12 protein-coding genes are annotated in these 12,703 nt (G+C 66.5%); 8 read left to right on the top strand and 4 right to left on the bottom strand.

Annotated elements, in window-relative coordinates:
• On the bottom strand, positions 1 to 987 hold a 987-nt coding region (locus EBS11_RS17890), incomplete at its 3' end, for an MFS transporter (RefSeq protein ID WP_290604908.1).
• A 112-nt stretch (positions 988 to 1,099) separates the two neighbouring features.
• Between EBS11_RS17890 and EBS11_RS17885 the strand changes: the two genes are divergently transcribed.
• Positions 1,100 to 1,999: a LysR substrate-binding domain-containing protein gene (locus EBS11_RS17885; protein ID WP_290604906.1), complete on the top strand. Its 900-nt coding sequence runs from the start codon at positions 1,100 to 1,102 to the stop codon at positions 1,997 to 1,999.
• Here the strand turns inward: EBS11_RS17885 and EBS11_RS17880 are convergent.
• The gene (locus EBS11_RS17880) at positions 1,996 to 2,739 is read right to left on the bottom strand and encodes an SDR family oxidoreductase (RefSeq protein WP_290604904.1); all 744 of its coding nucleotides are present in this window, start codon (positions 2,737 to 2,739) and stop codon (positions 1,996 to 1,998) included. The two genes, EBS11_RS17885 and EBS11_RS17880, sit on opposite strands and share 4 nt — an antisense overlap.
• Before the next feature lie 162 nt (positions 2,740 to 2,901).
• On the bottom strand, positions 2,902 to 3,960 hold the full coding sequence (locus EBS11_RS17875; protein WP_290604902.1) for a class I SAM-dependent methyltransferase: 1,059 nt from the start codon (positions 3,958 to 3,960) through the stop codon (positions 2,902 to 2,904).
• Between the two features lie 129 nt (positions 3,961 to 4,089).
• Between EBS11_RS17875 and EBS11_RS17870 the strand changes: the two genes are divergently transcribed.
• From EBS11_RS17870 to EBS11_RS17860, 3 genes are read left to right on the top strand one after another with little or no spacing between them, the layout of a single operon-like run.
• Positions 4,090 to 4,632, top strand: a complete 543-nt coding sequence (locus EBS11_RS17870; protein ID WP_290604900.1) for a hypothetical protein — start codon at positions 4,090 to 4,092, stop codon at positions 4,630 to 4,632.
• Entirely contained in the window at positions 4,602 to 4,916 is a 315-nt protein-coding gene (locus EBS11_RS17865) for a helix-turn-helix transcriptional regulator (protein WP_290604898.1), read from the top strand. The genes EBS11_RS17870 and EBS11_RS17865 overlap by 31 nt, the downstream gene beginning before the upstream one ends.
• A 56-nt stretch (positions 4,917 to 4,972) precedes the next feature.
• Positions 4,973 to 5,377, top strand: a complete 405-nt coding sequence (locus EBS11_RS17860; RefSeq protein ID WP_290604913.1) for a VOC family protein — start codon at positions 4,973 to 4,975, stop codon at positions 5,375 to 5,377.
• Positions 5,378 to 5,504: 127 nt separating this feature from the next.
• On the opposite strand, the gene EBS11_RS17855 is transcribed toward EBS11_RS17860, so the two are convergent.
• Positions 5,505 to 8,375: an insulinase family protein gene (locus tag EBS11_RS17855; protein ID WP_290604896.1), complete on the bottom strand. Its 2,871-nt coding sequence runs from the start codon at positions 8,373 to 8,375 to the stop codon at positions 5,505 to 5,507.
• A 335-nt stretch (positions 8,376 to 8,710) separates the two neighbouring features.
• Between EBS11_RS17855 and EBS11_RS17850 the strand changes: the two genes are divergently transcribed.
• From EBS11_RS17850 to EBS11_RS17835, 4 genes are all read left to right on the top strand, one after another.
• Positions 8,711 to 10,123 (top strand): ATP-binding protein, encoded by a 1,413-nt coding sequence (locus tag EBS11_RS17850; protein WP_290604894.1) that lies wholly within the window; start codon positions 8,711 to 8,713, stop codon positions 10,121 to 10,123.
• A complete protein-coding gene (locus EBS11_RS17845) occupies positions 10,120 to 10,662 on the top strand; it encodes a hypothetical protein (RefSeq protein ID WP_290604892.1) in 543 nt (180 codons plus the stop codon). The genes EBS11_RS17850 and EBS11_RS17845 overlap by 4 nt, the downstream gene beginning before the upstream one ends.
• Positions 10,659 to 12,026, top strand: a complete 1,368-nt coding sequence (locus tag EBS11_RS17840) for a sigma 54-interacting transcriptional regulator (RefSeq protein WP_290604890.1) — start codon at positions 10,659 to 10,661, stop codon at positions 12,024 to 12,026. Before EBS11_RS17845 ends, EBS11_RS17840 begins: the two co-directional genes overlap by 4 nt.
• 267 nt (positions 12,027 to 12,293) lie before the next feature.
• Complete coding sequence (locus EBS11_RS17835) at positions 12,294 to 12,656, top strand: BON domain-containing protein (RefSeq protein WP_290604888.1); 363 nt, start codon at positions 12,294 to 12,296, stop codon at positions 12,654 to 12,656.
• Positions 12,657 to 12,703 lie beyond the last annotated feature (47 nt).

Here is a 12,703-nt window from a genome sequence, read left to right as displayed (position 1 = left end):
ATGGCCGCCGGCGGCCATGCCCAGCAGCACGAATGCGGCCAGCGCCACCAGGGCCGAGCCGCGCAGATAGGCGGGCCGGTTGCCGTGGCGGTCCGTATGGCGTCCGCTCCAGAGGCGCATCACCATGGCGCCCGCCTGCAGGGCCACCATCACGCCCGTGATGGCAGCCAGGCCCAGGTGGCCATGGTCGTGCAGGAAGACGGTGGCGTAGCTGAGCACGGCAAACTGGGGCACGCACAGCAAGCCGATGGCGGCCACCATGCGCCAGACTTTGCGATTCTGTAACGGCAGTGGCGGCTTGGTCCCAGACAGCCCCGTGGACGCGTTGTGCGGCCCCGTGGCGGCCTCGGCAGAGAAATCGGGCTCATGCATCCAGCGCCACGTAAAAAACGCCGACAGGCCGCATACGAGGGCCAGGACGCCAAACACGGGGACAAAGCCGTAGCGCGATGCCAGGCTGGGCAGGATGAGGGCGCCGAGGCCGCCGCCGAGGGGCACGGCCGTCTGGCGGATGCTCATGGCGAAACCCCGTTCGCCGGCGCCGAACCAGCGCATTACGGCGCGCCCGCTGGCGCCGTTCACGCTGCCGCCCAGCACGCCAACTGCCGCCAGCCCGGCCGCCAGCGCCCACAGGGGCGGCACGGCGCCATCCTGCGGCGTGATCCACAGCAGCAGGGCAAGCAAGGCCAGCATGGTGCCCAGCAAGCCCGTCAGCAGCACGGGCCGGTCGCCCCAGCGGTCCGTGGCCATGCCCCATGGCAATTCGGTGAGGGCCACGCCCAGGCCCATGGCGCCCAGCGCCACCCCCAGTTGCGTATTGCTCAGGTGATAGCCGCTGCGCAGCCAGATGGCCGTCGTGGGCATGCCGTTGGCGGCGGCGGAAAAAGTGGCGTTGGCCGCCACGCCGACGGCCAGCACCTTCCAGCGGTGCGAGGCGCCCAGCGCGGGCGGGGAAACGGTGGCGGCGGCGGTGCAGGCAGTGTGCATGGCAAGGAGGGGAAAGTGGTTGACCCTGACAGTGTTGCGCAGTACGATCGTTCTGAATATCAGATAATTTAATGTGAACCATCCCATAAAACAGGACGATCCAGGCGACGCCATGAGCCCACTCAATTTCGACATGTCCTTCCTGCGCAGCTATGTGGCCGGTATCGAGCTGGGCAGCTTTGCCCGCGCGGCCGACAAGGTGGGGCGCTCCACCTCGGCCGTCAGCGCGCAGCTGAAAAAACTTGAGGAACAGGCGGGCGTGCCCCTGTTCCGCAAGGACGGCCGGGGCCTGGCGCTGACGCAGGCGGGCGAGGTGCTGCTCGGCTATGCGCGCCGCCTGCTGGAACTCAATGACGAGGCGGCCGTCGCCTTGCGCGGCGTGGAACTGGAAGGCTGGATCAGGCTGGGCTTGCAGGAGGATTTCGGCGAAGCGCTGCTGCCCGACGTGCTGGGGCGCTTTGCGCGCGCCCATCCGAAGGTGCGCATCGAGGCGCACGTGGCTTGCAACACGGCCTTGCTGGAACGTCTGTCCATGGACCAGCTGGACCTGGCCTTGCTGTGGGGCGGCGCGGGCATCGTCGGGCTCGACGGCTATCCGCTGCACCAGCGCCAGCGCATCGCGGAACCGGCCATGCGCTGGATCGGCTCGTCCAGCGTGGCGTGGCAGCCGCAGGCGGACGAACCTCTACCGTTGATCATGTTCGACCGCGAATGCTTGTTCCAGCGCTGCGCCACGCAGGCGCTGGACCGGGCCGGCATCGCCTGGCGCATCGCGTTTACCAGCCCCAGCCTGGCCGGCCTGTGGGCGGCGGCGGCGGCCGGACTGGGCGTGACGGTGCGCACCGGCCACGGCTTGCCGTCGTCCGTGCGCGCCCTCGACGAAGCCGAGACGGGCTTGCCCGCCCTGCCCGCGCTGGCGCTGGAATTGCTGCATGCATCCCACGTGCCCCGGCCGCCAGTGCAACGGCTGGCGGCCCTGATCATCGAGTCGCTGCAGGCCGCGCCGGTCTAAAACTCCTGCACCGTGGGGCGCAGCACGATTTCATTGATGTCCACGCCATCGGGCTGCTCGATGGCATAGGCCACGGCGCGCGCCACGGCGTCGGCGGGAATGGCTTGCTTGTAGAACTCCTTCAAGCCGGCCGCGCTTTCCGCGTGGCTGCTGCCGCCTGGCAATTCCGTTGCCACGGCGCCAGGCAGGATGGTGGTGGTGCGGATGGCGCCGCCCACTTCATGGCGCAAGCCTTCCGAGATGGCGCGCACGGCAAACTTGGTGCCGCTGTAGACGGTGCCGCCCGGGCTGAATACTTTCGCGCCCGCCACCGAGGAAATGTTGATGAAGTGGCCGCTGTTTTGTGCGCGGAAATGCGGCAAGGCCGCGGCGATGCCGTACAGCACGCCCTTGATGTTGATGTCGATCATGCGTTCCCATTCCTCGACCTTCAGCGCATCGATGGGCGCGATGGCCATCAGCCCCGCATTGTTGACCAGCACGTCGACTTTGCCGAACACGGCCAGCGCCGTGTCGATCAGGTTTTTCACGTCGCCGGCCTGGGTCACGTCGGTCTGGGCGATGGCGGCCTGGCCGCCCGCCGCCGTGATGTCCTCGGCGATGGCGTTGAGCAGATCCATGCGCCGCGCGCCGAGCACGACGGAGGCGCCCAGCGCGGCCAGGTGGCGCGCGGTGGCTTCGCCCAGGCCGCTGCTGGCACCGGTGATGACGACGACTTTCCCTGCAATTGCTTGACTCATGATGGATTCCCTTCTGGAGGCAGTAGCGTGCTGCGGATGACATCAATGGATGAGGCGAATGCCCCGTGCTTGTCGCCGTGCGGCCGTATGGGCGAGGCAGGCCGTGTCAGGAAGCGGCCACGCGGCAGGCATAGCTTAGCGTATTTGCTGCAATATTGATAATTATCCGGTGCGCGCGATGAGTACCTGCACGGGCGCCATGGGGAAGTCGCTGGCGCCGTATTGCTCCACCTGCCGCCAGCCCGCGTCGCGCAGCAGTTGCGCCAGCTCTCCCTGCCGCGTCACCGTGCGGCCCAGCATGCGCATCGGCAAATAGTAGGGCAGCACGCGCGCCGCATCGCCGGGCGCCGGGGCGATTTCCGCCTGCACGCAGACGAAGACGCCGCCGGGTTTCAGGGCCGCGCGGATCTTGCGCAAGGCCGCCGCCATGTCGGGCACGAAGTGCAGCACGGACGAGCACCAGACGAGGTCGTAATCGCCGCCGATGTCGTCACTGTCCAGGTCGCCGCCCAGGGTTTCCAGGCGGTCGGACAGTTGCGCATGGACGATGTTGGCGGCCGCCACTGCCACCGTTTCCGGCCAGTCGAAGACGGTGCCGCGCAAGCCCGCATGGGCTTGCGCCAGCGCAATGGCAACCCAGCCCGGGCCGCCGCCCAGGTCGAGCAGGCGCAGCGGCGTGCGGCCGTCTGCGAACGGCGCGATGCGCTGCATCACGGACAGGGCCGCGCGCATGGTGACGGCGCGCTGCTCCTGGCCGATCTGCTGCTGCGCGGCGACGGCCCAGTTGATGCCAGTTGCGCTGCGGTATGGCGCGGCCTGGCCCCCCGTGCGTATCAGCGTACTGAGCTGTGTGGCGAAGTGCCGCAGCGCATGCAGCCGGTACAGCCAGGCATCGCCGCAAAAGGCGTCAGCATCGCGGCAGAAATAGCGCAGGGCGGCGGCCGCGCAGCGGTAGCGCTGTGCGTCCGCATCGGTCCCGGCCCCGGTCCCGGTCCCGGCCACGTCGCGTTCCAGCAACTGCATGCTCCAGAGTAACTCCAGCAGCAAGGCCGTATGCGGTGCATGCAGCGACAGCGCTTCGGCCAGCTGCGCCGGCGTGTGCGGCGCGGCCAGCGCGTCGAAAATGCCCAGTTCCAGGGCGGCGGCCAGGGCGTCGGCCTGGACGGGCGCGACGGCCAGGTCCCAATATGGTTGCAAGGCGTGCGAGGTGGTGAACGGCATGGTGCTTCCTTTCGGCGGGGTGGGCATGCCATCGATTGTATGCAACAATGAGAATAATTATCATTTAGATTTGTATGCGGGGCGGCGCATTACGTATGCGCGGCGGCGCGCGCTAGACGAGGAGGAGCGATGGCGAAAGAGGACAGGCAAGCGGCAGGCTGGACGCGGCGCCCGCTGGACCCCGCGATGGATGATTGCCGCGCCGACCAGCGGCAGGTCGACGAGGGCGTGCTGCTCGTGCATTCCGACTACCGGCCCCGGCATGCGCTCGTCGAGCAGTCGAACCATGACGATGCGGGCGGCATGGTGATCACCATCGGCCTGGAAGGCGCGTCCGGCTACACCACGCGCGATGGCGAGCAGCTGCGTTTTCAGGGTGGCCATACGACGGTGACGGTGTTTCGCCACACGAGCGGCGAGCGCCGCTTCGAGGCGCATCAGCGGGCGGCGCAATTGCGCGTGCTGGTCGACGAGCACGCGCTGGCGCGCTACTGGCCCGACGGCCTGGCGGTGTTGCTGCCCGGGGGCGGCGCGCGACGGACCCGCTGGCCGTGCATATCGGCGTGCTCACCGTCCTGGCGGAACAGTTGCGGGCCTTGCGTCCGGCCCCCGCGCCCGTGCCGCGCTGGTCCGAGGCCGACATGCTCAAACTGGAGCAGGTCCATGCGCTGATGCAGGAGCAGATGGCGCAGGAACTCACGCTCGATTACCTGTGCGCGCAAGCGGGACTGAGCTTGTTCAAACTCAAGCAGGGCTGGCGCTACCGCTACGGCGACAGCCCGCAGCGCACCCTGCTGGCGTTGCGCATGCAGCGGGCAAAGTTGCTGCTGGAAAATGGTTGCCAGGTGGCGCAGGCGGCCTGGCAAACGGGCTACCGCCATCCGCCCAATTTCAGCGCCGCCTTTACGCGCTACTTTGGCTACACGCCGAAGACGGTGGCGCGTGCGGGAGCCTGAAAAGCCGGTGTAGAATCGGCGGGCAGCATCCCCGCCCCTACCTACAAGGAGACATGATGGCCCGCAAAATCTTCGTCAGTCTGCCCGTCCAGTCGCTCGAGCGTTCCGTGGCGTTTTTCACGGCGCTGGGTTTCAGTTTCAATGCCCATTTCACGGATGAAACGGCGACCTGCATGATCGTCGCCGACGACATCTTCGTCATGCTGTTGACGCACGACAAATTCCAGCAATTCACGCCCAAGCAATTGTGCGATACCAAGGTGGCGACGGAGGTGCTCGTGTGCCTGTCGGCGGAGAGCCGCGGCGAAGTCGATGCGCTGGTGGCCAAGGCCGTCAAGGCGGGCGGCAGCATCTACAAGGAGCCGATGGATTACGGCTTCATGTATGGCCACAGTTTCCAGGACCCGGATGGACATCAGTGGGAGCTGATGTTCATGGAAGCTAATTCTGTACCGCACTAAGCATCCCCGGTCGGATTAGCGGGGCCGCCGGGGTGCGGCCCGCCCCGTGATCCGACAAGATTGCCGGCCGGCGGCGGTGTCGGATGACGCGCGGCCTTGCCACGCTCATCCGGCCTACCCGGCCTGCTTAGCTGGCCAGCGCCAGCAGATCGACGACGTCCAGCCCGGCCAGGTCCTGCGTCGTGTTGCCCGCAAACGCGGCGCGGCTCGGCTGGCCGTTTTTCAGCCAGGTCCGCGTGACGTCCTTGATCTGGCTCAAGGTGCAAGTCAGCACGCCCGTGCGGAACTGCTGGCGCACGGCTTCTGTCGTGCCCCGCTGCTGCATGTTCCACGCCGTCAGCGCTTCCGCGTACGGCGAATGGGGCTTGTCGAGGCCCTTGATGACGCAGATGATGGCTTCCTCCACCTGCTCCTGCGAGAAGTCGCCGTCGAGGATCTGGTCCAGCGTCGTGCCGAAGTCGGCAAAGGTGCCGGCCAGGCGCGGATCGCGGTAGGAACTCAAGGTAAACGTGCCGGCGCCGGCCGCATAGCTGGCGCTGCCGCCATACGCGCCGCCCTTTTCGCGCAGGGCCGTATGCAGCACCTGGTTGGTCATCAGTTCGGCGGCCACGGCCAGGGCCGAGGCGTCCGGATTGTGCACGCCGGGCACGGCCCAGGAGACGAAGCAATGGTTGATCTGGCTCGTCGCATGCAGGGCCGTATTGGCCAGCGGCAAGGCCGGCGGCGCTACAGACTCAAGCGCTGCGGCGGCCTGCGTGCCGGCCGCCGGCAAGTCCAGCAGGCGGGCCAGGGTGATGCCATCCTGCTCCAGGCCCGCGCACAGCACGGTTGGGGGCTGGGCGATGATGTGCGCGTGCAGGGTGTCGAGTTCGCGGGCGATTTCCTGCAAGCCCTCGGACGTCTTGCTCAGCTGCTGCAGGCGGCGGTAGAACGGCAGGGCTGCCGGGCCGCCGACGATGTCGTCGAAGCGGCGCGTGGGCGACAGCGGTGCCGTCGAGGCCAGCATGGCGTAGCGGTTGCCCGATTCGGCCAGGCTGGACAGTTTGTCCTGCACCAGGCTTTCGATCAGGAAGGCCAGGCGCTCTTCTTCATCGAAGCGGGGCTTGGCGATCCAGGCCGACAGCACGGCGGCGATGGCCGCGTGTTCTTCGCGCAGGCCGCTGGCCGAGAACGACAATTCCACGCGCATCGCCTGTTGCGGGCGGGGGATGGCTTCCAGGCCGATGTGGAACGAGGGCACCATGCTCTGGCGCCAGGCGCTGGCATCGTCGAAGGACATGTTGCCCACGCCCAGTTCCGGCGCCAGGTCCGTGTACAGGCGCAGCCATGGCCACGCCGCTTCCGGCAGGTCCGACACGTCGTACAGCACGTTGGCGTAGCTGATGCCGTTCGAGGCGATACTGAACGCCACGGCGCCATCGACGGCGGGCGGAATCGGCAGGGCCGGGCGCGGCAGCGCGCTGACGTCGCCGGGGCGGATGCGCGGCAAGACCTCCGAATTCGACGGCAGTTGCTGGTGCGCTTCCAGCGCGGCGGATTCGGCAATGATGTGCTCGCGTTCGGCATCCGTCAGGCGCGCCTGCAGGGCCGCCAGCTTGGCGTCTTCCTGCGCGGCGCGGTCCGTGAAGAAGGCGGCATCGGGCACCACGCGCGTCGTCAAACGGGTCGGGTTGGCGATCAGCTCGCGCACCAGCTGCTTGAAGAATTCCGGGTCCTCGATCTGCTGTTCCAGGGTTTCCAGGATGGCCGCATTGTCGAAGGCATCCATGACGTTGCCGTCATACATGGCCAGCGGCAAGGCGTGCAGCAGACGGCCCAGGCCATACGGCATGCGGCCGCTGCTGATTTCGCGCTGGCTGTACTTGATGTCGCGCAAGGCGGCGTGCAGCACGGCGGCGGGGATGCCCTCTTGCGCCGTCTCTTCCAGCGCCGTCCAGATGCGCTGGTGCGCATCGGCGATCTGTTCCTGCGTCAAGCCTTCCATGCCGATGTGGAACACCATCTGGCGGATGCCCGCGTCGCGGCCATTCATGTCCGACGGGCGGCCATAGCCGGCCGATTCCATGGCGCGCATGACGGGCGCCGACGATTCGCCCAGCAAGCCGTGCGACAGCAGGTGTGCGTGGTAGTAGGCGATGGGGTCGCTCGACTCGCCCATCAGCCAGGCGAATTGCAGGCCGAATTCATCGTCGCGCGCTTCCTGCGACGGAATGTTGACGGTGTTTTCCTGCGGCGCCGTCCACGTGGGCGCCAGCTGCGGCAGCCGGCGCGGGCTAAAGCCGCTGAGCTTGGACAGCACGCGCTCGGCCACCTGCTCCTGCACGGCCGACGCTTCGATGTTGCCGGAAGTCATGATGACGGCTTGCGAAGGATGGTAGTGGCTGGCGTGGAATTCCTTCAGCATGTCATGCGTCAGTTCCGGGATCACGAGGGGATCGCCGCCCGACTCCACTTCGTACGTCGTGCCTTTGAGCAAGGTGCTGGCGATGCCGCTGTCGAGTGCGCGCATGGGGCTGTTGAAGGCGCCCTTCATCTCATTGAAGACGATGCCCTGGTACACCAGCTTGTCGCCTTCGAAGGCGTGGCGCCAGCCTTCCTGGCGGAAATTCAGGTAATCGAGATTCGGGAAGAAGGCCGCGTCCAGGTACACGTCGAGCAGGTTGAAGAAATCCTTGCGGTCCGTGCTGGCGAACGGGTATACGGTGCGGTCCGGGTAGGTCATCGCATTCATGAAGGTGGCCGTCGAGCGGCGCAGCATCGAGAAGAAGGGGTCGCGCACCGGATAGCGGGCCGAGCCGCACAGGGCCAGGTGCTCGAGGATGTGCGCGCGGCCGTCGCTCACTTCGGGCACAGTGGGAAAAGCCACCAGGAACACCATTTCAGCCTGTTCGGTATGCATGTGGATATGGCGCATGCCTGTTGCCGGGTCGACGTATTGCTCGATGGTCGCCTGCAAGACTGGAATGAAGTTGCTGCTGACTTTTTCAAATGTGCTCATGCGGTATGGGATCTCTGCGGTAGGTGATTCGGAAATGCAAAATGCGGGTGGACGTGCATCACATCTGGGGACAAAGCGGCGTATTGCCAGAGCTGGCTGCCAGGCGGCTGGTCCAGGCAGTGCCACTTTGATGCCTGTGTAACATTTTCCCTATTGTACTAGGAGTGTTGTCGCTCCGCCGCCGGGGGCTGATTGGCTGCGGCCTGGGGGCTGGAAAAGCAACAACTGGCGGAAATATTGTAAGATCGGCCACTTTGCGGCAGGCGGCGACCCCGTCTGCAGGCTTAGCGTACCATGCGCCTTTTCCCCTTGCCGACTGCACCGAAGGCCGTACCTTGTCCAGACTTTCCTTTCGCCAACTGTTATTCGCCGCCTTCATCCTGACGGCCGGCATCTTGACGGCCACGTCCGTGCAAGCCCTGCTCACCCTGGAACACCTGGCGCGGCTGGGACGCGAGACGGCGGCGCAGGCGATTACCCTGACGGAACAGTCGCAGCGCCTGTCCGAACGCACCCTGGCCATGGAGCGCAGCGCGCGCCAGTTCCTCGTGCTGGACGACCCCGTCTTCCGCGAACGCTACGCGGCCGCCCGCGCGGAAGCGCAGGCCGCCCTGCAGGTGCTGAACCGCGCCACGCCCGAGTTCGCCACCCAGCTGGCCGACGAGTGGACGGCGCAGGCGCAGGCGGCGTGGGAAGTCTTGCAGGCCGGCAAGCGCCGCAAGCGCGATGGCCACGCCGTCGTGTACCGGGCCTTTGCCCGCATGACGCAGATCAATGACACCCTGGCGCGCGAGAGCAAGACGGAAATCGGCAGCCGCAACGATGCCCTGCTGGTGGAGCTGGAACGCCAGCGCGGCATGCTGGGGGCGCTGGTGGCCGGCGCCGTGCTGCTGGCGGCCGTGCTGGCTACCTGCTTCGGTTTTCTATTGTCGCGTCCGCTACGCCGCATCGAGACGGCCATCGGGCGCCTCGGCGACAAGCGCTACGACCAGCCCATCGTCGTCGGCGGCCCGGCCGACACGCGCCGCCTGGGACAGCAGCTGGACTGGCTGCGCCAGCGCCTGGCGGACCTGGACGCGGACAAGGAACGTTTCCTGCGCCATATCTCGCACGAACTGAAGACGCCGCTGGCGGCCCTGCGCGAAGGCGTGGCCCTGCTGGAAGACGAGGTGGCGGGCAAGCTCAGCGATGGCCAGCGCGAAATCGCCGGCATCCTGCAGCAGAATACGGCGTCCCTGCAAACCCAGATCGAAGACTTGCTGCGCTACAATACCGCCGCCTTCGATGCCCAGCATCTGGCGCACAGCAAGGTGGACTTGCTGGTCCTGCTGCACGATGTGGTGGCGGGCCAGCGTTTGCAGTGGCAGGCGCGCCGCCTGACGGTGGAGGTACAGGGCGAATCGCTGATCGTGCAGGCGGACCGCGACAAGCTGGCCACGGCCCTGGCGAACATCCTGTCGAACGCCGTGCGCTTCAGCCCGGAGGGCGGCACTGTGCGCTTCAGCCTGGCCTGCGAGGCGGGCCGGGCGCGCATCGACTGCAGCGACGAAGGTGCCGGCGTGGCGCCCGAGGATACCGAGCGCATCTTCGAGCCGTTTTATCAGGGCGTGCGCCAGGCCACCGGCGCGCGTAACGGCAATGGCATCGGCCTGTCCATCGTGCGCGAATACATTGCCGCCCACGATGGCAGCGTCACTCTTTTACCGCGCCAGGCCGGCGCACATTTTCGGATAGAACTGCCCTTATGATGACGAGAATTCCCGTGGCCGCCATGGCCGCCTGCGCGCTGCTCCTGGGCGGCTGCGCCAGCAAGCCCGCTACCCAGACGCCCGTGCTGGTGCAGACGCCGCCGCGCGTCGTGGTCGTGGCCGATCCCCAGCTGACCGAGCTGCTGGCCTACCAGGCCAGCCTGCGCCTGATGACGCCGGCGGAACTGGTGAAGGCGCAGCTGGACCTGGCCAAGGCGGACAGCGCGCCGCAGAACACCATCCGCCGCGCCATGCTGCAGGCGGCCGTGCGCGGCACGGGCGACCTGGCCCGCGCCCAGGCGCTGCTGGAGCCGCTGCTGACGGCGACGGGCAAGGATGCGCAGCTGTTGGCGCCGCTGGCGCAATTGCTCAGCAGCCAGTACGCGGAACTGCGCCGCCAGGAAGACAGCATCGACAAGCTCAACACGCAGCTGCGCGACGCCCAGCGGCGCATCGACCAGCTCAATGAAAAGCTCGAGGCGCTGAAGAATATCGAGCGCAGCCTGTCCGTGCGTCCCGCTGCGGGAGCGCCGAAATGAGCGAGCACGCCCACATCCTGCTGGTCGACGACGACCCCGACCTGCTGCGCCTGCTGACCATCCGCCTGAAGGCGGGCAATTACCGCGTCACGGCCGTGGGCAGCGCGGAAGCGGCGCTGGCGCGCCTGGCCGTGGAATTGCCATCCCTGGTCATTACCGACGTGCAATTGCCGGGCCGCGACGGCCTGGCCCTGTTCGACGAAATCCGCCGCCAGCACTCGGCCCTGCCCGTCATCCTGCTGACGGCGCACGGCACCATTCCCGATGCCGTCGAGGCCACGGCGCGCGGCGCGTTCGCCTACCTGACGAAGCCGTTCGATGGCAAGTTGCTCATGGAAAAGGTGGCGTACGCCGTCAACCTGTCCACCGTCATGCCGGCCGCCGCCTCCAGCGACGAGAGCTGGCGCGCCGAGCTGATCAGCCGCAGCGCGCAGATGGCCGAGCTGCTGGCCGAAGCGAAGCTGGTGGCGGGGTCGGATGCCAGCATTTTGATCCGCGGCCCCAGCGGCACGGGCAAGGAATTGCTGGCGCGCGCCCTGCACAACGCCAGCCGCCGCGCCAAGGCGCCGTTTATCGCCGTCAACTGCGGCGCCATCCCCGAGCAGCTGCTGGAATCGGAACTGTTCGGCCACGTGAAGGGCTCGTTCACGGGGGCCGTCGGCAACCGCGAAGGCTTGTTCCAGGCGGCCGATGGCGGCACCCTGTTCTTGGATGAGATCGGCGACATGCCCCTGCCGCTGCAGGTGAAACTGCTGCGCGTCCTGCAGGAGCGGGCCGTGCGCCCCGTGGGCGCCGACCAGACGCGCCCCGTGGACGTGCGCCTGCTGTCCGCCACGCACCGCGACCTGGACGTGGCGATGACGGAAGGGCAATTTCGAGAAGACCTGTATTACCGCCTCAACGTCGTCACCTTGACCCTGCCGCCGCTGGCCGAGCGCCGCGAAGACATCGCCCTGCTGGCCAACCATTTCCTGCAGAAACTGGCGGCTAAGTACCAGAAGCCCCTGAACGGCTTCGCCCCCGATGCCCTCACGGCCCTGGTGGCCGCGCCATGGCCCGGCAATGTGCGCCAGCTGGTCAATGTCGTCGAGCAAGTGTGCGCGCTGGCCACGGCGCCGCTGGTGCCCTTGAGCCTGGTGCAGCGTGCCTTGCGCGTGCCGTCGCTGGAAGCGCTCAGCTATAACGAAGCGAAGCAGCGCTTCGAGCGCGACTACCTGATCCAGCTGCTGCGCCTGACGGACGGCAACGTGGCCGACGCGGCCCGCCTGGCCGACCGCAACCGCACGGAGTTCTACCGTTTACTGCAGAAATACGAGCTGACGCCGGCCCTGTTCCGGGCCGACGGCGACCCTGTCGCTGAATAGCGACAAAAATAAAGTCTTACGAATCAAGTACTTATTGTAAAACATTGATATTGTTGCTATACCTTGTCGCTGTCAGGCGACAAAAAGCCCGGTTTTCCGGGCCGGATCGGCGGGAAAAGCGCGGAAAAAATCCGGAATGAATGTAAGTCGTTGATTTTCAATGAAAATTAAAAGCTGGCACGGTGCTTGCTGTATGGGTAGATGTGACGCTCCAAAGTGTTGCTTTAACCAAGTAAGAAGCTTTTAACTTCATTGAGAGGAACTACCATGCAAACATCGAAACTGTTCAATACCCTGGTTGCCGCTATCGTTCTGTCGGGCGCCTCGATCACCGCTTCGCATGCAGCTGACTCCGCACCAAAAGCACAAGCTCCTGCTGACACCGTCGTGGCCGCCAACGCTGCCGCAGCCGTCCCTGATGAAACCATCACCTCCTCGGCCAAGGCCGCCCTGAGCGCCGATGCGCAAGCCGCCACCCTGCCAGTCAAGGTAGCAACCCAGCAAGGCGTCGTGGTCCTGTCGGGCGACGTGCCGAGCGCCGAAGCGGGTGACCGCGTCGTGCAGATCGTTGCTTCCGTGAGCGGCGTGAAAGAAATCAAGAACGAACTGAAAGTCAAAGCCGCCGGCTAATCGCTCTCGCGCTGTACTTTACTCCGGGTTGCCCTGTCTGCGGACAG

This window comes from Janthinobacterium sp. (genome assembly GCF_009923995.1).
Taxonomy (GTDB): domain Bacteria; phylum Pseudomonadota; class Gammaproteobacteria; order Burkholderiales; family Burkholderiaceae_D; genus Janthinobacterium.
This window is presented reverse-complemented; position numbering and strand designations above follow the sequence as displayed.

Excerpts from the sequence above, each read along its gene's own strand:
- EBS11_RS17885 (WP_290604906.1), top strand. The coding sequence starts at position 1,100 with ATGAGCCCACTCAATTTCGACATGTCCTTCCTGCGCAGCTATGTGGCC.
- EBS11_RS17880 (WP_290604904.1), bottom strand. The coding sequence starts at position 2,739 with ATGAGTCAAGCAATTGCAGGGAAAGTCGTCGTCATCACCGGTGCCAGC.
- EBS11_RS17875 (WP_290604902.1), bottom strand. The coding sequence starts at position 3,960 with ATGCCGTTCACCACCTCGCACGCCTTGCAACCATATTGGGACCTGGCC.
- EBS11_RS17870 (WP_290604900.1), top strand. The coding sequence starts at position 4,090 with ATGGCGAAAGAGGACAGGCAAGCGGCAGGCTGGACGCGGCGCCCGCTG.
- EBS11_RS17865 (WP_290604898.1), top strand. The coding sequence starts at position 4,602 with ATGCTCAAACTGGAGCAGGTCCATGCGCTGATGCAGGAGCAGATGGCG.
- EBS11_RS17860 (WP_290604913.1), top strand. The coding sequence starts at position 4,973 with ATGGCCCGCAAAATCTTCGTCAGTCTGCCCGTCCAGTCGCTCGAGCGT.
- EBS11_RS17855 (WP_290604896.1), bottom strand. The coding sequence starts at position 8,375 with ATGAGCACATTTGAAAAAGTCAGCAGCAACTTCATTCCAGTCTTGCAG.
- EBS11_RS17845 (WP_290604892.1), top strand. The coding sequence starts at position 10,120 with ATGATGACGAGAATTCCCGTGGCCGCCATGGCCGCCTGCGCGCTGCTC.
- EBS11_RS17840 (WP_290604890.1), top strand. The coding sequence starts at position 10,659 with ATGAGCGAGCACGCCCACATCCTGCTGGTCGACGACGACCCCGACCTG.
- EBS11_RS17835 (WP_290604888.1), top strand. The coding sequence starts at position 12,294 with ATGCAAACATCGAAACTGTTCAATACCCTGGTTGCCGCTATCGTTCTG.